This window comes from Flexivirga lutea, from assembly GCF_054778955.1.
In genome coordinates this window covers 557488-578962 of sequence record NZ_BAAGZB010000001.1, presented here as the reverse complement: position 1 = coordinate 578962, position 21475 = coordinate 557488, and the positions used below count along the sequence as shown (strand labels likewise).

Below are 21475 nucleotides of genomic sequence, written 5' to 3'. Positions count from 1 at the left end.
CGACGGGCTCCGGCCGTCGGATCATCTACTTGGCATCCGGCAGCTTGCCGGAGCACAGGTAGGCGGTGTCGGTGGTCTTGCCCTTGGGCCGTTCGGCCTCGGTGAAGCCGTACTTGCCGACGATCTCGTTGAACCGCTTCGGGTCGTCGATGATCTTCTTGAGTTCCTTGTTGTAGGCCTTCAGCAGTTCCGTGTCGCCCTTGCGGAAGACTGCCGCGCCGGCACCGATCTGCAGCTTGCCATCGACCGTCGCCGTGAACGCCTTGGTGACCTCCACCTTGTCCTGGGCGTTCTGCGTCTTGACCAGTGTGCGCAACGAGATCGCGGTCAGCGCGAAGACGTCCGCCTGCCCGCTCTCGACCGCCTGCAACCCCTCCTCGGGAGATCCCACGGTTTGGGTCGCAATGCCCATCGTCTTGGCGTAGCCCTGCTCGATGGCGCCGTTCTCGGTCACCAGGTTGACCTTCTTGGCCTTGAGGTCCTGCATGGTGTGCAGATCCTTCGGGTTGCCCTTGGGCACCAAGAAGGCCGTCTCGTAGGTGATCTCCGGGTAGCTGAAAGCGGCCTTCTCGCACCGCTTCGGCAGGATCGACATACCCGCGCTGACCTCGTCGTACTGACCGGAGTTCAGACCCGGGATGAGGGCGTCCCACTCGACCTTCTTGCCCTCGACCTTGTTGATCCCCAGCTCCTTGTAGACCGCGCGGTCCAACGCGATCGTCGCGCCGTCCAGCTTGCCGTCCTTGTTGATGAAGCTGTAGGGGTTCTCACCGTTGATGCCGACGACGACCTTGCCGGCCTTCTTCAGCGAGTCCACGGTGGCGCCCTTGTCGTCCTTCGAGCTCGAGCCGCAGCCGGCGAGGGCCAGCGCACCCGCGGTGAGTACAGCGGCAACGGCGGTTGCGCGTCGTGATCGCAGCGTCATGTTGTGGGCCTTTCGACACATGGGGAGCCACGCCGAGCGCACCTCCGGGTGAACGGGTTTTCGAGGCTATGTCGTGACCGCAGAACATTCCAACGACGCGAAAGCAGCCTGACCGGCTGCTGTTCGACAGCTCAATATCGTCCTTTCTGAGGCTCTGACCAGCGGGAACGACACATTGTCGACAAGTAGACGATACTCGCTGCAGGCGGTCGTCCGCCCTCAATCTTCGTTATCACTTCGAGACGTTCGGGCCGGTTTTCGCCCTCATCTGTGTCGTGGATCACAGCCGGCACAGGGTTAAGGTGCGCCCATGCGTGTACGACCGATCACCGACGACGAACGGCCCGACTTCATCGCCATCTCCATGCGGGAGTATGCCGAGCAGATGCGCACCATGGGAGGCGGACCTGCCGAGGACCTCGATCGGCAGACCGAGCACTATTTCCCCGGCGGCAGACTCTCACCCGGGCACGCGGTGCTCATCGCCGAGGACGACGACGGTCATCGCCTCGGGCGGCTCTGGATGGCACCGCGCGGCGAGAGCACGGACGTCGCGTTCGTCTACGAGGTCCAGGTCGAGGAGCATGCACGCGGCAAGGGATACGGCCGGCAGCTGATGCGCGAGGCGCAGCAGTGGTCCCGGGACAACGGTTACCGCAGCCTCGCCCTGCACGTCTTCGGCGGCAACGATGTCGCCATCACGCTCTACGAGTCCATGGGATTCGAGACCACCGACCGGCTGATGAAGCTGGACCTCTGAGACGTTGCCGGTCCGCGCCGGCCCGGTGAGCTGCCGTCAGTGCGTCGGCACCTCACGGACCGCGCCGCGGTCCGCGGAGGTGGCCATGGCGGCATACGCCTGCAGTGCCTTGGTGACCACGCGGTCACGGGAGACGGGTCGCCACGGCTGGTCGGACGCTTCCATCTCGGCGCGGCGGCGCTGCAGTTCGGCGTCGTCGACCTGCACCTCCAGGGTGCGGCTCACCACGTCGATCAGGATCGGGTCGCCGTCTTGGACCAGGCCGATGACGCCACCGGCCGCCGCCTCCGGGGACACGTGACCGATGGACAGACCGCTCGAGCCGCCGGAGAAGCGGCCGTCAGTGACCAGGGCGCATTTCTTGCCCATCCCGGTGCCCTTCATGAAGGCCGTCGGGTGCAGCATCTCCTGCATGCCGGGCCCGCCGGCCGGGCCCTCGTAACGCACGACCAGCACCTCTCCGGGCTGGATGATCTTGTTGAGGATGACCTCGACGGCCTCCTCCTGCGACTCCACGACGCGCGCCGGACCCTCGAAGTGCCACAGCTCCTCCTCGACGCCGGCGGTCTTGATGACCGCCCCGTCGACGGCGAGGTTGCCGCGCAGGATCGCCAGCCCGCCCTCGGCGGTGTAGGCGTGCTCCTTGTCGTGGATGCAGCCGTTCGCGGCGTCGGTGTCGAGGTCGGCCCAGCGGTTGTCCGTGGAGAACGGCTCGATGGTGCGCACGCCACCCGGGGCGGCGTGGAAGAGCTCGACGGCCTCCTCGGTCGCCTTGCCGGAGCGGATGTCCCAGTCGTCCAGCCACTGGTCGAAGGACGAGGTGTGCACCGTGGTCACGTCACGCTCGAGCAGCCCTGCGCGGCGCAACTCCCCCAGGATCGCCGGTATGCCGCCCGCCCGGTGCACGTCCTCCATGTGGAAGAACGAGTTGGGGGCAACCTTGGACAGGCACGGCACTCGCCGGCTGATCTCGTCGATGGTGGCCAGATCGAAGTCTTTGACCTCGCCCTCCTGCGCCGCGGCCAGGATGTGCAGCACGGTATTGGTCGAACCGCCCATCGCGACATCGAGCGACATCGCGTTGCGGAAGGCGGCCGAGGTGGCGATGTTGCGCGGCAGTGCCGAATGGTCGTCCTGCTCGTAGTAGCGCCGCGCCAGATCGACCACGACGCGCCCGGCCCGCTCGAAGAGCGCGCGACGCGCCGAGTGGGTGGCCAGCGTGGAACCGTTGCCGGGCAACGCCAGGCCGAGTGCCTCGGTCAGGCAGTTCATCGAGTTGGCCGTGAACATGCCCGAGCAACTGCCGCAGGTCGGGCAGGCGGAGTTCTCGACCGCGGCGAGTGCTTCGTCGTCGACATTGTCGTTTGCCGAGGCCGAGATGGAGGTGATCAGGTCCGAGGACGGGTGCACGACACCGTCCACCGAGACGGTCTTGCCGGCCTCCATCGGGCCACCGGAGACGAAGACGACCGGGATGTTGAGCCGCATCGCGGCGTTGAGCATGCCCGGGGTGATCTTGTCGCAGTTGGAGATGCACACCAGCGCGTCCGCGGTGTGCGCGTTGACCATGTATTCCACTGAGTCCGCGATGATCTCGCGGCTCGGCAGTGAGTAGAGCATGCCGCCGTGACCCATCGCGATGCCGTCGTCGACCGCGATGGTGTTGAACTCGCGCGGCACGCCGCCGGCGGCGCGTACGCCTTCGGCGACGATCTCGCCGACGTCCTTGAGGTGCACGTGACCCGGGACGAACTGGGTGTAGGAGTTGGCGATCGCGACGATCGGCTTGCCGAAGTCGCTGTCCGTCATACCGGTCGCGCGCCAGAGCGAGCGGGCGCCCGCGGCAGCACGACCGAAAGTGGTTGTCCGTGACCTCAGAGCTGGCATCGCCACAGTCTACGCCGCCGTCCACGGACTGGGACGGTGATCCCACTGCGTGGACGAGTGCTCGTGGTTACTCCGACGACCGGGCTGTGTGCACAGCCACCAGCCGGCCGGTGCCCGGTGCGAGCGCCTTCCACTTCGCGTCCACCTCCAGGACCGCGGCGGTGCAGGTCGGGTAGCCGGCCTCGAGCGTCGGCCCGGCCGAATCGGCGGTGGAGCCTTCGGTGAGTGTTGCCGCCAGCGCCGGCATACCGGGCGCATGCCCGACGACCGCAATGGACCGGGAGGGGCCGCCCTCCTCCGCGATGACCTCCACCAGCCGGTCGACGGAGGCGTTGTAGATGCGCTGGTCGTTGACGACGAGCGCACCCAGGCCACTGCTCGCGACGATGTCGGCCCACGTCTCCCGGGTGCGCACCGCGGTCGAGCACAGCACGAGGTCCACCCGCAGGCCCTGCTCCTTGAACCAGCGCCCCAGCGCCTCCGCGTCGGCGTGGCCACGATCGGTGAGCGGGCGGTCGTGGTCGGTTCGGGCGCTGTCGGGGTCGGCTGCCTTGGCGTGCCGGACGAGGATCAGCTGACGTGTCGCGGGGCTCATGCCACCGAGCATTACACCTCTATCCCGTCGTCACGACGTTGCGTAACGGCGAGCCCGTCGCGAAGCGGGCCAACTCTTCGCGCAGCAGTCGCAGGGCACGTGGTTCGAACGCGGTGGACGCGCCGCCCACGTGCGGAGTGATCAGCACACCCTCGGTGCGCCACAGCGGGTGCTCCGGTGGGAGCGGCTCCGGGTCGGTAACGTCCAAGGCAGCACGCACCCGACCCGATGCGCACGCGTCCACCAGCGCGTCGGTGTCGACGATGCCGCCACGAGCAACGTTGACCAGCAACGCATTCGGCGGCATACGGGACAGGAAGTCGGCGTCGACCAGGTGCCGGGTCCGGTCGGTCAGCGGCAGGATCAGGAAGACGATGTCGTGCTCCGGGAGCAGCTGCGGCAACTCGTCGATGCCGTGGACGTGTGTGACGAGCTCGTCACCGTCCCGAACCTTCGAGGCCACGGCGGTCACCGCGGTCTCCATGGCCATCAGCCGTTTCGCGATGGCGACGCCGATCGAGCCGTAACCGACGATCAGCGCCCGCCGGTCGGCGAGGGACGGCATACCCGCCAACCGCAGCCACTCACCGTCCTCTTGCGCGCGCACCGCCTGCGGTATGCCGCGCTGCGCGGCGATGGCAAGGCCCACCGCGAGCTCCGCCGTCGAGGTGTCGTGGATGCCGCGTCCGTTGGCCAGCGCGACGCCTGCCGGCAGATAGGGCACCGCGTGCTCGAAGCCGGCGGTCACCAGTTGCACCGCCCGCAGCTTCGGCAGCTCGGCCAGCCGAGCCAGCCGCTGCGGATTGCCCATGTACGGCGGCACCACCAGCTCGATGTCGTCCCGCGGCGGAGCATCCTTCATGTCCCACAGGGCGAACTGCACCCCGTCGACATCCGCGAGTTCGGTGATCCAGTGCTCCTCGGGCAACGACACGACAGTCATGTCCCTGAACCTAATCGATGTCCACTGACGCAGTTGACGCCGAGTGACGCACGTGCAAATGCGTCACTCGGCGTCAAATGCGTCGCTCGCCGGTCAGGTGAGCTTGGTGAGGATCAGCTCGCGCGCCTTGGCGGCGTCGGCCTGCCCCTTCAGCTCCTTCATGACCTGCCCGATCAGCGCGCCGGCAGCGTTGAGTTTGCCGTCCCGGACCTTGGCGGCGATGGGTTCGTTGGCGGCGATGACCTTGTCGACCGCAGCCTCCAGGGCGCTGTCGTCCTGGACCAGCTCCAGGCCGCGGGCGTCGGCCACGGCGGTCGGCGAGCCCTCACCGGCGATGACGCCCTCCAACACCTGCCGGGCCATCGAGTCGTTGAGCCGGCCGCCCTTGATCAGGCCGTCGAGCTCGGCGACATACGCGGGGGTGACGTTGAAGTCCTCGACCGACTTGCCCTCTGCGTTGGCGCGGCGGGCCAACTCGCCGGTCCACCACTTGCGCGCGCCGGCGGGTGTTGCGCCGGCGGCCACGGACTCGTCGATCAGGTCGATCGCGCCGGCGTTGATCACGTCACGCATCTCCAGATCGCTGTAGCCCCAGTCTCTTTGCAGCCGCTTACGGCGCTGGGCGGGCGGCTCGGGCAACGTGCCGCGCAGCTCCTCCACCAGCTGCGCCGACGGCGCGACGGGCACCAGGTCCGGCTCGGGGAAGTAGCGGTAGTCGTCGGCGTCGGACTTCGGACGGCCGGCGGTGGTCACGCCGGTGTCCTCGTGCCAGTGCCGGGTCTCCTGGGTGATCGAGCCACCGTCGTCGAGGATGGCCGCCTGCCGGCTGATCTCGTAGCGGACGGCCCGCTCGATGGAGCGCAATGAGTTGACGTTCTTGGTCTCGGTGCGGGTGCCGAGCTGCTCGACGCCCTTGCGGCGCAGCGACACGTTGGCGTCGCAGCGCACCGAGCCCTGCTCCATCTTCACGTCGCTGATGCCGAGCGCCTTGACCAGGTCGCGCAGCGTGGCGACATACGCCCGGGCGATCTCCGGTGCCCGATCCCCTGCGCCCTCAATGGGTTTGGTGACGATCTCGATGAGCGGGATGCCGGCCCGATTGAAGTCGACGAGCGAATATTCGGCGCCCTGGATGCGGCCCGTGGCACCACCGACGTGCAGCGACTTGCCGGTGTCCTCCTCCATGTGGGCGCGTTCGATCTCGACGCGGAAGGTCTCCGTTCCCTGGCCGGAGGCGGCCGGCACCTCGACGTCGAGGTAGCCGTCGAAGCAGATCGGCTCGTCGTACTGGCTGGTCTGGAAGTTCTTGGGCATGTCCGGATAGAAGTAATTCTTCCGGGCGAAGCGGCACCAGGATGCGATGTCGCAGTTGAGCGCGAGGCCGAGCCGGATGGCGGACTCGACGGCCTTGCCGTTGACGACCGGGAGCGCGCCGGGCAGGCCGAGGCAGACCGGGCAGACCTGTGAGTTGGGATCGGCACCGAAACCGGTCGCGCATCCGCAGAACATCTTGGTCGCGGTGTTGAGCTCGACGTGGACCTCGAAGCCCATCACTGGGTCGTATGTCGCCAGAGCCTCGTCGTAGTCGACGACTGCGTCGGTCATCAGCCCACCACCTTTGCTGTCAGGGCCGGCGCTTGCGCCAGGATCGGTGCTCCCCACTTGTCGTGCAGTGCCGCCTCGAGGACAGCGGCCGCACGGTAGAGCCGCTCATCCTTCGTGGCAGGCGCGAGAATCTGGAAACCACTGGGCAGACCGTCCTCGGCGGCAAGTCCGTTGGGGATCGAAATGCCAGGAACGCCAGCCAGATTGGCCGGGATCGTCGCGACGTCGTTGAGGTACATCGCCATCGGGTCGTCCAGCTTCTCGCCGAGCTTGAACGCCGTGGTCGGCGCGGTCGGGGTGACCAGCACGTCGACCTTCTCGTAGGCGGCGGCGAAGTCGCGCGCGATCAGCGTACGGACCTTCTGCGCCTGGCCGTAATAGGCGTCGTAGTAACCGGCCGAGAGGGCGTAGGTGCCCAGGATGACGCGGCGCTTGACCTCGTCGCCGAACCCGGCCTCGCGGGTCGCGGCCATGACCTGCTCCGCGCTCGGGCTGTCGACACCCTCCGGACCGACTCGCAGCCCGTAGCGCATCGCGTCGAAGCGGGCGAGGTTGGAACTCGCCTCGCTCGGCAGGATCAGGTAGTAGGCGGCCAGGCCCTTCTCGAAGCTCGGGCAGCTCACTTCGACGACCTCGGCTCCCCGGTCGACCAGCAGCTGCACCGACTCCTCGAAGAGCTGCTTGACGCCGGGCTGGAAGCCGTCGCCCGAGATCTCCTTGATGACACCGATCCGCATTCCGGACACGTCGCCGTGGCGGGCGGCCTCGACCACCGCGGGGACGGGTGCGTCGATGGACGTGGAGTCCATCACGTCGTGCCCGCCGATGACCTCGTGCAGCAGGGCGGCATCGAGCACCGAGCGGGTGCACGGGCCGGCCTGGTCCAGCGAACTCGCCAGTGCGATCAGGCCGTAGCGGGAGACGCCGCCATACGTCGGCTTGGTCCCGACCGTGCCGGTCACGGCCGCGGGCTGGCGGATCGAGCCGCCGGTGTCGGTGCCGATCGCCAGCGGCGCCTCGAACGCGGCCACGGCCGCGGAGGAGCCACCGCCGGAACCGCCGGGCGTGCGGTCCAGGTCCCACGGGTTGTGCGTGGGGCCGTATGCCGAGTGCTCGGTCGAGCTGCCCATCGCGAACTCGTCCATGTTGGTCTTGCCCAGGATCGGCATACCGGCGGCCCGCAGCTTGGCGACGACCGTGGCGTCATACGGCGGGATCCAGCCCTGCAGCATCTTGCTGCCGGCCGTGGTCTCCAGCCCCCGGGTCGCGAGCACGTCCTTGACCGCGATCGGGACACCGGCGAGCGGGGCGAGCTTCTCCCCCGCGGCGCGCGCGGCGTCCACCGACCGCGCCGTGGCGAGCGCGCCGTCGGCGTCTACCTGCAGGAAGGCGTGGATGTCCCCGTCGATCTCGGCGATCCGGTCCAGGTGTGCCTGGGTGACCTCCACCGAGGTGGTGTCTCCGGCGGCCAGTGCGTCGGCGATCTCGGCAGCCGTGAGCCGGGTGTAGTCGGTCATCTTCTCGGCTCTCATTCCTCGTCCAGGATGCGCGGCACGGCGAACCGCTCGGCCTGCGCGTGCGGGGCGGCGGCCAGTGCCTGCTCGGGCGTCAGGCTCGGTCGGACCTCATCGTCGCGGGTGACGTTCTCCAGCGGCAGCGGGTGGGACATCGGCGGAATGTCCTCGGTCGTGATCTCGCCGACGGTGGCCACGAACCCGACGATCTGGTCGAGTTGACCGGCCAACCGGTCGAGCTCGTCGTCGGTGAGCTGTATGCGGGCGAGCATGGCGACGTGGGCCACCTCGTCGCGGGAGAGGTCAGACATGGTGGCCAGTCTATTTCGCGCCACTCGGCGCATTTCGCCCGGCTCGGGCAGGTCGCCCGATACCTTCGGGGACCACACTGATCACCTGCAGTGATACAACTTGATAGCAAATCAAAGTTTCTTCCCGAAGTCGACCCAGGTCCTCTCACCCGAGGCACAGGAGGCTGTCATGCCAGGCATCACCATCTCGTCCGGATACGGCGCAGGCGGCGGGGTCGTCGCCCCGCGGGTCGCTGAGCGACTCGGCTTCCGGATGCTGGACCGGGCGATCAGCGCCCGGGTCGCTGCGGACCTAGACGTGTCGTTGCAGGAGGCGCAGGAGGGCGAGCGCAAACTGAGCTTCGCCGATCGGTTCTTCCGCAACCTGGCACCGCTGGCCGACACCATCAGCGGTGGTGCCGCGATCGCCGCGGCCGACGGCGCCGCGGCGGAGGAGTTCCGGAACGAAGCCGACTCCATCATGCGCGAGGCGCTGGCCGACGGCGCGGTGATCCTCGGCCGGGGCGGTGCGGCCGCCCTGCAGGACCGCACCGACGTGTTGCGGATCCGTCTCTACGGCAGCCCCGAGGAACGCATCAAGGCCGCGGAGAAGTTCGGCGAGGGCAAGGTCACCCCCGAGCAGGCGGAGCAGAACCTCGAGAAGGTCGACACCGCCCGCGCGAAGTACGTGCAGCACCTCTACTGCCGTGACATCGACGACCCGACGCTCTACCACCTGCAGCTCAACACACCGCTGCTCGAGCTCGACCAGTGCGTCTCGATGATCATCGACGCCTACCGCGCCTTCGCCGTGGACCCAGGCGCCGCCGGCGACGCGCCGACATACGGCCCCGACGCCGACTGAGACGTGGTCGAGGCCGCGTCGGCCGCACTCTGTTCTGCGCATCGTGCGGTTGCGGTGCGCTCGTTCGGCACGACCCGCCGCTCCGGTTCTCCTAACCTTGATGTATGGCGACCAACGCACACCCGATCACTGTGACGTGTACTGCTCCGACCGAGTTCATCGGCGACCGGATGATCGTCCGGCTGCCGGCGCAGGCCAGCGCCGAGTTGCCGTCGCGCGGCCAGATCGCCGCGACCGTCACGGTGAACGACGCGCCGTACCCGACGGTGATCGAACCCGACGGGCGCCGCGGCCACTGGATCCCGATCGCCGAGGGGCTGCGCAGTGAGCTCGACCTGGCGGCGGGCGACGCCGTACGCCTGAGCATCGAGCCGACCAAGACCTGGCCGGAACCCGATGTTCCCGAGGACTTCTCGGCCGCACTGGCCGACGCGACGGACCTGACCGAGACGTGGCAGGACATCACGCCGATGGCGCGGTGGGAATGGGTCCGCTGGATCAACGCGACGAAGAATCCGGTCACCCGGGACCGTCGCGTCGAAGTGGGCATCTCCAAGCTGCGCTCCGGCAAGCGGCGCCCGTGCTGCTTCGACCTGTCCTCGTGCACTGACCCCGAAGTCGCCAAGAGCGGGAAGCTCGTCGATCCGGAGCAGTGACCCGGTGCGCCGCAGCGCCCGCGCCGGGGCAGTCAGTGCGTGAGGGCCTGCAGGACGATACCGGTCGGCACACTGACCACCAGGACGATCACCACCGTGCGCATCGTCCACACCAGCCAGTTCGACGGCACGTGCGTCGTGGTTCGCAGCAGCAACACCAAGGTCACCACCAGCAGCAGGCATCCGAGATAGAGGAGCGGCCGCACGTCGGTCAAGGTCCCCGCGACCACGGCCGCGTTGCCGAGATTCCAGCAGCACAGCTGTGCCCAACGGATGCCGAGCGGCACGGTGCCTGCGGTCAGCACCGCCTGGCCGAGACCGAGCACGCCCTGCGCGACACCGGCGACTAGCACCAGGTAGGCGACCGCCCAGCTGCTGTGATAGCTCGCCGTCGGTGCTGCCGCCGCGGACACCAGCCCTGCGGCGATCACCAGCGCGAGACCGATGACGACGAACGGCGTGGCAGCCCGGGCAGTCGCCGAACTGGGCCACAGGTCAGGCGCTTTCACGTGCCCGACAGTAGTCCGGTGCCTTCAGCGACCACGCACGAGGTCGGCCGTGAGATCGAGATGCCCGCGGTGCTGGGCCAGCTCCTCGTAGACGTGCAGCAGCACCCCACCCTGCGTGCGCACCTCGTCGCGGTCCATGTTGCGCTCCTCCAGCGGCCCGCGGGGCAGCGAGTCGCCGTCGAACCCGCGCAAATCGGCACCGAACGACGCGCGCTGCCGCGTCACCAGATCGATCAACTCCTCGACCGTCCCCGACGACGTGAACTCCGCGGGGCGGTCCCGCGTGATCGGCCGGTCGGCGAGCACCTGACCGCCCCAGAACTCCAGGACACCGCAGCAGTGCCGGACGATCTGGTATGCCGTGTTGCCACCAGGCAGGCCCGTCTCGGCATTGGCGAGGTCGTCACCCAGGTCCCGCAGGGTTGCCGTCATACCGTCCAGCGCGCGGTCGACGTGGACGAGTACCACGTCCAGTGGAACAGCTTCGCTCATCTGAAACTCCTTGTGACATCGGTTGGTTCGGAGCATCGATCACTTGGTCTCGATACACCTCCCCCGCTTCGCTCCTCCGGCACTCGACCAGCGTGCTGAACTGAACTCCTCCGGCACCCGATATGCCCACGGCCGGCGACCGTGATCCAGGCAACCACAGACGATGCAAACGCGACCACAGACCGACCCGACGACCACGGTGCCGAGCGGGTCGTCCGAACGGACCTATGGAGCGGAACGGAGCGCTAGCGGAGTGCAGTGGAGTGCGTCCGGGCGGGCGGCTCGTTCGACACCGACCCAGACGACCAGCGCACTCGATCTCGATACACCTCCCCCGCTTCGCTCCTCCGGCACTCGACCAGCGTGCTCGACCTCGCTCCTCCGGCACCCTTCGATACGCCCTCGGCCGGGCGCCTCGGGCTGCTCAGGACGACGCTCGACCAGCCTGCTCCGGCACCCTTCGATACGTCCTCGGCCGGCGCCTCGGGCTACTCAGGACGACGCTCGATCAGCGGGCGTCGTCCTCGGAGCCCGGCGGTCCGTTCTCGAGCAGCGCGACGAACCCGTCCTCGTCGAGCGTGGGCACGCCGAGCTGCTCCGCCTTGTCGGCCTTGGACCCGGCGTTGGCGCCGAGCACGACATACGAGGTCTTCTTGGAGACCGAACCGGCCGCCTTGCCGCCGTGGGCGATGATCGCCTCCTTGGCCGAGTCGCGGGAGTAACCCTCGAGTGAGCCGGTGACCACCACCGTCAGCCCGGCGAGGGTCTGCGGGATCGACGCGTCGCGCTCGTCGGCCATCCGGACGCCGTCCTCGGCCCAGCGCTCGACGATCTGACGGTGCCAGTCGACATCGAACCAATCGACGACCGCCTGGGCGATGACTCCGCCAACGCCCTCGGACGCCGCCAATTCCTCGACACTCGCGGTGCGGATCGCCTCGATGGAGCCGAACTCCGTCGCCAGCGCGCGGGCCGCCGTCGGCCCGACGTGCCGGATCGACAGCCCGACGATGACCCGCCAGAGCGGTTGATCCTTGGCCTTCGCGAGGTTGTCCAGCAGCCGGACACCGTTGGCGGACAACACCTTCCCGTCGACGACCGTGTCGACCGGATCGGACTTCTTGGCGGCCCGCGTGTAGACCGGCACCTGCACCAGCTGCTCCCGGGTGAGCCGGAAGAGGGTCGACTCGTCGGTGATCACATCGGACTCCAGCAGCGCGACGGCGCCCTCCCAGCCGAGGGCGTCGATGTCGAACGCGCTCCGGCCGGCGAGGCTGAAGAGTCGCTCGCGCAGCTGCGACGGGCAGGTGCGCGAGTTGGGGCACCTGATGTCCTTGTCGCCCTCCTTCTCGTAGGCCAGCTCGGTGCCGCAGGAGGGGCAGTGCGTCGGCATCACGAACTCACGCTCGCTGCCGTCGCGCAGGTCCACGACCGGTCCGAGGATCTCGGGTATGACGTCGCCGGCTTTGCGCAGCACCACGGTGTCGCCGATCAGCACGCCCTTGCGCTTCACCTCGGAGGCGTTGTGCAGCGTGGCGTTGGCGACGGTGGAGCCCGCCACCACCACCGGCTCCATCACCCCGAACGGTGTCACCCGGCCGGTGCGGCCGACATTGACCTCGATGTCGAGCAGCTTGGTGTTGACCTCCTCCGGCGGATATTTGTAGGCGATGGCCCAGCGCGGGGCACGCGACGTCGAACCGAGCGCGCGCTGCACCGGCACCTCGTCGACCTTGACCACGACACCGTCGAGTTCGTGCTCCACCGAGTGCCGGTTGGCGCCGGCCCAGGCGACATACGCCTGGACCGCGTCGGCGGTGTCGACCACCCGGTAGTGGGTCGACACCGGCAGCCCCCAGTCCCGGAGCAGGTCGTAGGCCTGTGACTGACGCTGGATGTCGAACCCGCGCCGGGCGCCGATCCCGTGCACCAGCATCCGCAACGCCCGGCTCGCGGTCACCCGCGGATCCTTCTGCCGCAGCGAACCGGCAGCGGTGTTGCGGGGGTTGGCGAACGGCGCCTTGCCCGACTCCACGAGCGCGGCGTTGAGCTGCTCGAAGTCGGATATGCCCATGAAGATCTCGCCGCGGACCTCGACCAGGTCCGGGATGTCGTCGCCGGCGAGTTTGTGCGGAATGCCTTCGACCGTGCGGACATTGGAGGTGACGTCCTCGCCGGTGGTGCCGTCGCCGCGGGTGACGCCACGCACCAGCCGGCCCTTCTCGTAGGTCAGGTTGATGGCCAGCCCGTCGATCTTCAACTCGCACAGGAAATGCAACGGCTGATCGCCGACGTCGCGCTGAACGCGGCCGATCCAGGCGTCCAGCTCCTCCGCGCTGAACACGTTGTCCAGGCTGAGCATCCGCTCCGCGTGCTTGACCGCGGTGAAATCGGTGGTGAAAATCGCGCCGCCGACCTGCTGGGTCGGGCTCTCGGGTGTGCGCAGCGCGGGGTATCGATCCTCGATGTCGCCCAGCCGCCGCATCAGCGCGTCGTATTCACCGTCGCTGATGGTCGGCGCGTCGCGCACGTGATAGGCGAACTGGTGACCGCGCGCCTCCTCGGCGAGCTCGGTCCACTCGTGCCGCACGTCTGTGGGTATGCCGTCGATCTCGGTCACGGCTGCCATCCTGCCGTATGGCGCAGACGGCACTGGTCTCGATACGCTCCTTCGTCGCTACTCGACCAGCGTGCCTACTCGACCAGCGTGCCTACTCGATCAGCGTGCCTACTCGATCAGCGTGCCTACTCGATCAGCGTGCCTAATCGATCAGCGTGCCTAATCGATCAGCGTGCCGCCAGGTCGCGAAGGGCGTGCGCGGCATCGACGGTCAGCCGTCCGATCCGCGAGGCGTCGGCGGGCGTGACACCGGCCAGTCCGCAGGCCGGCGTGACGATCACGCGTTCGAGCAGCGCCATCTCGAGTCCGACCCGGTGCCATTGCTCGGTGAACGGTGCGGTCACCTGCTGGAACGACGGCCGGGCCCGGTCCGGGGCGGGGACCGTCGGGACCAGTCCGGCCCACAGACGGCGCCCGGACTCGACCAGCTCCGCGATGCCATCCCACTGCGCGGACCGCACCAGCGAGGTGTCGAGCGCCAGATCCAGGCCGGCTACCTGACGCACCAGCGGAACCGGCACATCCGCCGCACAGCAGTGCAGCACCTGGGAATCTGCTTGTCCGGCAACGGTTTCGGTCAAGTGCAGCAGACCGTCACGCGCCACGTTGGCGTCGACGGAGCGAATCCGCCCGAAGCCGGACACGGTCGGCAGACGGCCGGCCAGCACAGCCGGCAGCGCCGGCTCGTCCCACTGCACGATCGGTACGGCGCCCGGCACCAGCCGGCGCACCTGTGCCACGTGTTCTGCCGCAGTGTCCGCCAGCGACTGCACGATGTCCCGCGTCGCGCCGGCATCGCTGACCACACGCTCGCCCCGCGGCAGTGCCAGGGTGGCCGCCAACGTCCACGGACCGCACAGTTGCAGCTTCAGCGGCCCGGCATAGCCGTCATACACCTCGGCCAGCACGTCCAGGTCCTGGCGCAGGAAGGCGCGTGCCCGCGACGCGTCGCGGCCCGCACCGTCGGTGAGCCGCCAGCCGGCGGGCTGCAGGTCGATTGCCAGGCCGATGAGTTGTGCCGCGGTGCGGCCGATCAGGTCCGCGCCCGGTCCGCGGCCGGGCAGCTCCACGACATAGGGGATGCCGTCACCGTCGTACAGTTCGCGCACGGCGCGGGCCGCACCCTCGACGTCGTTGCCGGGGAGCGAGCCGATGCCGCTGGCCGGCACTGCGTCAGTCATGTGTGGTGCCTCGCGAGGTCGGAACGGAAGTCAGCGGTACTGCGACAAGGGCTTGTTCTTGATGCCCTGCAACGGTTTGCCGAACGTGCCCTGGGTGGCCTCCACGAAACACGCGGTCAGCGTCGTACCCCGCTTCCAGCCTTCCCTGCCGGTGCTGTTGACGGCGGCGATCACGTCGCCGCGCGTGCCCCCGAGGTAGCTCTTGGCCAGCGGCACACATTTCTTCAGTGCCCGCTTGTCGACCTCCGCGCTGCCGGGGTATGTGCCGTCCGCCGCGCCGATCACGTAGCCGCCGATGGTCTCGGCCTTGTGCGGCCGGCTGCACGGCACGATGTGCGGCGAGTCGGTCTTGCTCGGGCGATCGCTGGTGCAGATCCGGTAGTCGGTATAGCCGGTCTGCTTGAGCCTGTTCTTGAGGCCGTAGGTGATCTCTTCGTAGCCGGAGTCGTCCGGCTTGGCCACGCCGATGGCGCAGACGATCTGCTCGGCCGCATTCGGGTCCGCCGCGGCGGGCACCGCCTGGTCGAGGATACGCGAGAAGGCACCACTCGGGCTGCCGACGTATGCCGCCACCTCGTTGTTGCAGGTCCAGGTGCGCAGCACGCCACGCTTGACGATGTCGTCGGCGTCCTTGGTCGTCTTGACGACCGACATGATCTCCAGCTCGTGCTTCCGGCTGCACGGGATGACCTGCCAGTCGGTCGTGTCGTCGATGCACTGTCCGGGCGCGAACGCGACGGCGCTGGTGGTGTCGGTCGATGACGGACTCGACGGAGCACTCGAGGACCCGGGCGAGGTGTCGCTGCTGGACGACGCCGAGGTGCTGGGCGACGTCGGGTCGGCGGTCGAGGTCGCGCTGGTGCCGTCCGCCGTCGGCGCGACGACCGTGGGCGAATCGCTGCCGCCGCAGGCGGCGAGTCCGAGACACAGGGTGCCGATCGTGGCGAACGCCAGCAGCGGTCGCATCGTGCGGTGGTCAGTCAAAGCCATGGCGTGATCCCCTTGTGGTCCTTCGATCCGCGGCAACGATAGCCGGTGGCGTGTCCGCCCTCCCCACCCTGACGGTCCCCGGGCGGCATCGGTTGCACCGGATCCGCACACCCCGCCGGCGTCGGTGGACCGCTCAGGCGCGGTCGGTCCCGGTGATCGTCGCGGATCCGACGACGCGGGTCCCGTCATACAGCACCACGGACTGGCCGGGCGCCACGCCGCGCGCGCGGCGGTCCAACCGCACCGTCACCCGGTCTCCGTCGGCCACCGCGGTAGCGGCGAATTCCTCACCGTGAGCTCGTAATTGGGCACCGACGTGTAGCGCACCGGCCGGCGCCGGGCCGCACCAGCGGGCATGATCGCCGACCACGACGTCGATGCCGAGCAGGTCCTCGGTGCCGACGACCACGGTGTTGGTGCCGGGCCGCACGTCGATGACGTAGCGCTTCGCGCCGTCCTCACGCGGCACCTTCAGGCCGAGCCCGCGCCGCTGGCCGACGGTGTAGGCGAAGGCGCCCTCATGCTGCCCGACCACCTGCCCGTCGGTGTCGACGATGTCCCCCGGCTGCTCACCGAGGCGCCGGGTGAGCCAGCCCTTGGTGTCGCCGTCGGCGATGAAACAGATGTCGTGGCTGTCCGGCTTCTTGGCGACCGAGAAGCCGCGGGCCGCGGCCTCGTCGCGGATCTGCGGCTTGGTGGTGTCACCCAGCGGGAAGAAGGAGCGGGCCAACTGGTCGGCATCGAGCACACCCAGCACGTAGGACTGGTCCTTGGCCATGTCGACCGCGCGGTGCAACTCACGCCCGCCGGGGCCGTCGACGATCTGTGCGTAGTGACCGGTCGCCACGGCGTCGAAGCCCAGCGCGAGCGCCTTGTCCAGCAACGCGGCGAACTTGATGCGTTCGTTGCACCGCAGGCACGGGTTGGGGGTGCGTCCGGCGGTGTATTCGGCGACGAAGTCCTCGACGACGTCCTCCTGGAACCGCTGAGCCATGTCCCAGACGTAGAACGGTATGCCGACCTTGTCGGCCACCCGGCGGGCGTCGCCGGCGTCCTCGATCGTGCAACAGCCGCGCGCGGATTCGCGTAGCGTCGCCGCGGATTGGGACAGCGCGAGGTGTACGCCGACGACCTCGTGGCCGGCGTCGACCATCCGAGCCGCCGCGACCGCCGAGTCGACACCGCCGCTCATCGCGGCCACCACCCGCATCAGCGACCGCCCCTGCTGGCCGAGCGTGCTCGGCGGGCCCGGTCGACGGCGGCCGGCAGCGTCTCGAGGAACGCTGCGACGTCCGCGTCGGTGGAGCTGTGCCCCAGGGTCAGCCGCAGCGCACCCCGTGCGTCGTCCTCGCTGATGCCCATGGCCAGCAGCACGTGGCTGGGCTGCGGGACGCCCGCCTGACACGCCGACCCGGTCGAGCACTCGATCCCCGCGGCGTCGAGCAGGTAGAGCAGCGAGTCCCCGTCGCAGCCGGGGATCCGCAGATGCGCGTTGCCGGCCAGCCGGGCCGAGACGTCGCCCACCTCGTGCGCACCGGTCACCCGGATGTCCAGTCCCAGGTCCAGGGCGCCGCGAATCAGCTTGTCCCGCAACGCCGCCAGCTTCTCCTGCTCCTGGGACAGCTGCTCCGTGGCGAGGGTCGCCGCGAGCGCCATACCCCTGATCCCGGCGGTGTTGAGCGTGCCACTGCGCAGTTGGCGCTCCTGTCCCCCGCCGTGGGTGAGCGGCGTCAGCGACGCGTCGCGGCGGGCCAGCAGCACGCCGACGCCCTGCGGACCGCCGAACTTGTGGGCGCTCGCCGTCAACAGGTCGGCGCCGGACGCCGCGAAGTCGACCGGCAACTGCCCGATCGCCTGCACCGCGTCGGTGTGCATCGGTATGCCGTATTCGTGCGCCACCGCGGCCACCTCGGCCACCGGCTGCACGGTGCCCACCTCGTTGTTGGCCCACATCAGCGACACCATCGCCACCGAACCCGGGTCGCGCTCGATCAGCTGACGGACCTGGGCGGCGTCACTGCGGCCCGAGGCGTCCACCTCGATCCAGTCGACGACCGCGCCCTCGTGGTGGGCCAGGTGCTCCACGGCGTCCAGCACCGCGTGGTGCTCGGTGGCACCGACCAGCAGCCGATTGCGTCGCCGGTCGTCGCCGTGGCGCTGCCACCAGGTGCCCTTGATCGCCAGGTTGTCGGACTCGGTGCCGCCGGAGGTGAACACGACCTCCGAGGGACCGCAGCCGAGCGCCTTCGCCACGTCTTCGCGGGACTCCTCGACGACTCTGCGGGCGGCTCGGCCGACGGTGTGCAACGAGGACGCGTTGCCACCGGTGGCGAGTTGCTCGGCGATCGCGGTGATGACCTCCGGCCGGGTCGGTGTGGTGGCCGCGTGGTCGAGGTATGCCGAAAACTTCACCCGTCAAGGGTACGCGCGGTCGCGGCGGCCGACGGCCTCCGGTGAACCCGCCGCGGAGCGGCGTTTGCGAGACTGTGCGGCGTGCCCGTTCCCGTCCGCCACCTGTCCGCACGGTGCAGCGCCGTGGCCGCGGCCCTGTGCGGAGCCGCCCTGGCTCTGACCGGCTGCGGCTCCGGCGGCCAGGGCACCAGCAGCCCGTCCGCGCCCGCCTCCACCACGCCGACCGCCTGCTCCACCCACGCGGCGCCGGCCCTGACCGGCGACACCGTGCCCTTCGGGACGGCCGCGCCGACCGGCCCCTCGTCGGCCCTGCAGGTCGGCGCGGGGGCACCGCAGTTCAGCGCCATACCGTCCGACGAGCCCGGGTACCGGCTGGTCCGGGTGCCGATCCGGGCGAGCGTGCGCACCAACGGCACCTTCGCGGTCGACCACTCGCAGTTCCTGCTGGTGGACCGCGCCGGGCGCAGCTGCGCTCAACCGCCGATCAACCCGCTGGACAACGGCTTCGTGGCGCTGACGGTCGACGAGTCGCACGCCGCAGCCGGATCGGTGGCGTTCCTGGTGCCCTCGAGCACGATGCTGACCCGGCTGAGCGTCCGGTACCTGCCCGCCGCCGGGGCCGGCTCGGCCAGCCTGGCCTGGAAGGCTGGCGCGGCGACCCCGTCCGCGACGGCACCCGCGACCGGCTGCGACGGGGCCGCGTCGAAGCTGTCGGCCTCAGGCAGCACCCGCAAGGAGTTCGGGGCGACCATCAGCCACGGCGACAGCGTCGTCTCCCAATCGGTGCGGGCGAGCACCCCGAAACGCCGCGCCTTCACGCCCGGGCCCACCCAGCCCAACGACATGGACGCGATCGACATCACGCTGCACGTGACGGCCACCGGCGCCGACGCGTATGTCGACCGCCGTTCCTTCGTGCTCATCGACGGCTCCGGACGACGGTGCCGCAGCAACACCGGACTCGGCAGCCAGGGCGAGACCCTCACCAGCGCACTGGTGAAGAAGGGGCACTCCCACGACTACCGGATCGTCTTCTGGGCGCCGAAGGGCAGCGCCATACACGGCCTGCGGTTGGTGCAGCTGGCCGAACCCGGCGGGACGAAGGCGCAGTCGGTGTGGACCGGCGGCAGGCTCGTCCTCAAGCCCCTCCCGGACTGAGCGGCGCAGGAATGCCTTGAGCGGCATACGGATCCAGGTTGGATCCGTATGCCGCTCAGTGCGTCGGTATGCCGGTCGATCGTCAGGCTTTGGCCTGCTTGACCGCTTCGTCGGCCTGCGGCAGCACGGTGAACAGATCACCCACGACGCCGAAGTCGACCAGCTCGAAGATCGGCGCCTCCTCGTCCTTGTTGATCGCCACGATCGTCTTGGACGTCTGCATGCCGGCACGGTGCTGGATCGCACCCGAGATGCCGCATGCGACATACAGCTGGGGGCTGACCTGCTTGCCGGTCTGACCCACCTGGTTGGCGTGCGGGTACCAGCCGGCGTCGACCGCCGCACGCGAGGCGCCGACCGCGGCACCCAGGGTGTCGGCGAAGGCCTCCACCGGCGAGAAGTCACCGCCGGTGCCGCGACCACCGGAGACCACGATCTGTGCCTCGGTCAGCTCCGGGCGACCGGACTTGGCCTTGGCCTCGGTGCCGGTGATCTTCGCCGCCTTCGCCACGTCCGACACCGTCACCTCGACCGGCACGACCGTTGCGCCGGCCTGCGATGCCTGCGGGGGCGTCGCATTGGCCTTGACCGTCACGATCGCAGGGGACTTGGTGACCACCGAGGTCACCGTGTAGTTGGAGGCGAACGCCGCCTGCGTCGTGGTCACACCGTCGTCGCCGGCCGTCACGTTGGTCGCGTCGGTGATCAGGCCGCCGCCGGTCTTGACCGCCAGCCGGCCGGCCGCTTCCTTGGTCACACCGCCCGTGGGCAGCAGGACGGCCGCCGGGGAGGCCTGCTCGGCCACGGCGGCCAGCGCCTCCGCCAACGGCGCCGCGACCTGACCGGTCACGTCGGGGTTGTCGACGACGTAGACCTTGCCGGCACCGAACTGCGCCAGCCGCGGACGCGCCGCCTCCACGTTGCCGCCCACGAAGACCGCCGCCGGTTCACCCAGCGCACGGGCGAGCGTCAGCAGCTCCGCGGTGTTCTTCTTGACCTGCCCGTCGGTGTGATCCACCAGAACCAGGACTTCAGCCATGTTGAAACTCCTTGCAATTCAATGTCGTTGGCAGGTATTCCGGCTCCGGCCGGACCCGCGGGCTCGTCCGTCCCCGCAGCGTCATACCTGCTCCAGAAAGTCGGTCGGGAACGGTGGCTCAGACGAGCTTGGCCTTGGCGAGGAACTCAGCCAGCTTGGTGCCGCCGTCGCCCTCGTCGGTCACGATCTCGCCCTGCTCACGCGGGGGGCGCGCGGTGAACGAGACGACCTTGGTGGATGCTTTGTCCAGGCCGACCTGCCCGGCGTCGACGCCCAGGTCGGCCAGCGACCACGTCTCCACCGGCTTCTTCTTGGCCGCCATGATGCCCTTGAAGGAGGGGTAGCGCGGCTCGTTGATCTGGTCGGTCACCGAGACCACCGCCGGCAGCGGCGCCTCGAAGGAGTCCGACGCGGTGTCGCTGTCGCGACGACCCTTGACCACGCCGTCGCCGACCTCCAGGGTCGACAACTGCGTCACCTGCGGCAGGCCGAGCCGCTCGGCCAGCATCGCCGGCACCACGCTCATCGTGCCGTCTGTGGAGGCCAGACCCATCAGCACCAACTCAGGGGTGCCGCCGGCGGCCTTCGTGACCGCCTCGGCCAACACCAGGGACGTGGCCGGTGCATCGCTGCCGTGGATCGCATCGTCCAGCACGTGCACACCCTTGTGCGCACCCATCTGCAGCGCCTTCTTGATCGCGTCGGCGGCACCCTCGGGACCGACCGTCACGACAGTGACCTCACCGTCGCTGCCCTCGACGATCTTCAGGGCCTCCTCGACGGCATACTCGTCCAGTTCCGACAACAAACCGTCCACGTTCGAACGATCCGTCGTGTTGTCCTCGGTGAACGTGCGATCCGCTTGCGCATCCGGCACGTACTTGACACAGACCACGATGTTCATGCGTCTATCGTCCTCTTCCCTCAGGGTGCGAGATCTGACGTGAGTCAGCGTTCGTGGGCGGACGCACGCGGCGCCCTTTCCTGCGGCGATCGTATGCCGCGGGCCGTCTGCCCGGTGACGTACCGCATGC

20 protein-coding genes are annotated in these 21475 nt (G+C 69.1%); 4 read left to right on the top strand and 16 right to left on the bottom strand.

All coding sequences use genetic code 11. The features are described 5' to 3' along the window. Nucleotides 1-25: 25 nt before the first annotated feature. Nucleotides 26-925, bottom strand: coding sequence for a type 2 periplasmic-binding domain-containing protein (locus ACYVBN_RS02825; protein ID WP_460599198.1), 900 nt, complete (start codon nt 923-925; stop codon nt 26-28). Between the two features lie 310 nt (nt 926-1235). On the opposite strand from ACYVBN_RS02825, the gene ACYVBN_RS02820 reads away from it, so the two are divergent. Next, entirely contained in the window at nt 1236-1685 is a 450-nt protein-coding gene (locus tag ACYVBN_RS02820; RefSeq protein WP_460599197.1) for a GNAT family N-acetyltransferase, read from the top strand. Nucleotides 1686-1721: 36 nt separating this feature from the next. Here ACYVBN_RS02820 and ilvD read toward each other — a convergent pair whose 3' ends face one another. The 6 genes from ilvD to gatC all read right to left on the bottom strand — a co-directional run bounded on the left by ilvD (nt 1722) and on the right by gatC (nt 8540). Further along, on the bottom strand, nt 1722-3572 hold the full coding sequence (gene ilvD, locus ACYVBN_RS02815) for a dihydroxy-acid dehydratase (RefSeq protein ID WP_460599196.1): 1851 nt from the start codon (nt 3570-3572) through the stop codon (nt 1722-1724). A 67-nt stretch (nt 3573-3639) separates the two neighbouring features. Continuing rightward, nucleotides 3640-4167: a SixA phosphatase family protein gene (locus tag ACYVBN_RS02810; protein WP_460599195.1), complete on the bottom strand. Its 528-nt coding sequence runs from the start codon at nt 4165-4167 to the stop codon at nt 3640-3642. A 19-nt stretch (nt 4168-4186) separates the two neighbouring features. Beyond that, nucleotides 4187-5110, bottom strand: coding sequence for a 2-hydroxyacid dehydrogenase (locus ACYVBN_RS02805; protein ID WP_460599194.1), 924 nt, complete (start codon nt 5108-5110; stop codon nt 4187-4189). A 93-nt stretch (nt 5111-5203) separates the two neighbouring features. Beyond that, on the bottom strand, nt 5204-6715 hold the full coding sequence (gene gatB, locus ACYVBN_RS02800) for an Asp-tRNA(Asn)/Glu-tRNA(Gln) amidotransferase subunit GatB (RefSeq protein WP_460599193.1): 1512 nt from the start codon (nt 6713-6715) through the stop codon (nt 5204-5206). Next, nucleotides 6715-8232 carry an Asp-tRNA(Asn)/Glu-tRNA(Gln) amidotransferase subunit GatA gene (gatA, locus tag ACYVBN_RS02795; RefSeq protein ID WP_460599192.1) on the bottom strand — a complete coding sequence of 506 codons (1518 nt, stop codon included), beginning with the start codon at nt 8230-8232 and terminating at the stop codon, nt 6715-6717. The genes gatB and gatA overlap by 1 nt, the downstream gene beginning before the upstream one ends. A gap of 11 nt (nt 8233-8243) precedes the next feature. Continuing rightward, on the bottom strand, nt 8244-8540 hold the full coding sequence (gene gatC, locus ACYVBN_RS02790; RefSeq protein ID WP_440281767.1) for an Asp-tRNA(Asn)/Glu-tRNA(Gln) amidotransferase subunit GatC: 297 nt from the start codon (nt 8538-8540) through the stop codon (nt 8244-8246). Between the two features lie 169 nt (nt 8541-8709). On the opposite strand from gatC, the gene ACYVBN_RS02785 reads away from it, so the two are divergent. Together ACYVBN_RS02785 and ACYVBN_RS02780 are read left to right on the top strand one after the other, a co-directional pair. Continuing rightward, the gene (locus tag ACYVBN_RS02785) at nt 8710-9384 is read left to right on the top strand and encodes a cytidylate kinase-like family protein (protein ID WP_460599191.1); all 675 of its coding nucleotides are present in this window, start codon (nt 8710-8712) and stop codon (nt 9382-9384) included. A 104-nt stretch (nt 9385-9488) separates the two neighbouring features. Then, a complete protein-coding gene (locus tag ACYVBN_RS02780) occupies nt 9489-10040 on the top strand; it encodes a YdeI/OmpD-associated family protein (protein ID WP_460599190.1) in 552 nt (183 codons plus the stop codon). A 32-nt stretch (nt 10041-10072) separates the two neighbouring features. Here the strand turns inward: ACYVBN_RS02780 and ACYVBN_RS02775 are convergent, their stop codons facing one another. From ACYVBN_RS02775 to ACYVBN_RS02745, 7 genes are all read right to left on the bottom strand, one after another. Then, nucleotides 10073-10549 (bottom strand): hypothetical protein, encoded by a 477-nt coding sequence (locus ACYVBN_RS02775; protein ID WP_460599189.1) that lies wholly within the window; start codon nt 10547-10549, stop codon nt 10073-10075. Nucleotides 10550-10573: 24 nt separating this feature from the next. Further along, nucleotides 10574-11041: a mycothiol transferase gene (locus ACYVBN_RS02770; protein WP_460599188.1), complete on the bottom strand. Its 468-nt coding sequence runs from the start codon at nt 11039-11041 to the stop codon at nt 10574-10576. 508 nt (nt 11042-11549) lie between these two features. Next, entirely contained in the window at nt 11550-13670 is a 2121-nt protein-coding gene (gene ligA, locus ACYVBN_RS02765; RefSeq protein WP_460599187.1) for an NAD-dependent DNA ligase LigA, read from the bottom strand. A 158-nt stretch (nt 13671-13828) separates the two neighbouring features. Beyond that, nucleotides 13829-14842, bottom strand: coding sequence for a uroporphyrinogen decarboxylase/cobalamine-independent methonine synthase family protein (locus ACYVBN_RS02760; RefSeq protein WP_460599186.1), 1014 nt, complete (start codon nt 14840-14842; stop codon nt 13829-13831). A gap of 30 nt (nt 14843-14872) precedes the next feature. Then, entirely contained in the window at nt 14873-15832 is a 960-nt protein-coding gene (locus ACYVBN_RS02755) for a septum formation family protein (protein ID WP_460599185.1), read from the bottom strand. Nucleotides 15833-15965: 133 nt separating this feature from the next. After that, nucleotides 15966-17042, bottom strand: coding sequence for an MnmA/TRMU family protein (gene mnmA / locus ACYVBN_RS02750; protein WP_460599184.1), 1077 nt, complete (start codon nt 17040-17042; stop codon nt 15966-15968). Next, a complete protein-coding gene (locus ACYVBN_RS02745; protein ID WP_460599183.1) occupies nt 17042-18244 on the bottom strand; it encodes a cysteine desulfurase family protein in 1203 nt (400 codons plus the stop codon). The genes mnmA and ACYVBN_RS02745 overlap by 1 nt, the downstream gene beginning before the upstream one ends. Before the next feature lie 81 nt (nt 18245-18325). Here ACYVBN_RS02745 and ACYVBN_RS02740 point away from each other — a divergent pair, with 81 nt between their 5' ends. Further along, nucleotides 18326-19402 carry a hypothetical protein gene (locus tag ACYVBN_RS02740; RefSeq protein WP_460599182.1) on the top strand — a complete coding sequence of 359 codons (1077 nt, stop codon included), beginning with the start codon at nt 18326-18328 and terminating at the stop codon, nt 19400-19402. 82 nt (nt 19403-19484) lie between these two features. Here the strand turns inward: ACYVBN_RS02740 and ACYVBN_RS02735 are convergent, their stop codons facing one another. After that, complete coding sequence (locus tag ACYVBN_RS02735) at nt 19485-20441, bottom strand: electron transfer flavoprotein subunit alpha/FixB family protein (protein ID WP_460599181.1); 957 nt, start codon at nt 20439-20441, stop codon at nt 19485-19487. Nucleotides 20442-20559: 118 nt separating this feature from the next. Beyond that, nucleotides 20560-21345: an electron transfer flavoprotein subunit beta/FixA family protein gene (locus ACYVBN_RS02730; RefSeq protein ID WP_460599180.1), complete on the bottom strand. Its 786-nt coding sequence runs from the start codon at nt 21343-21345 to the stop codon at nt 20560-20562. Between the last annotated feature and the right edge of the window lie 130 nt (nt 21346-21475).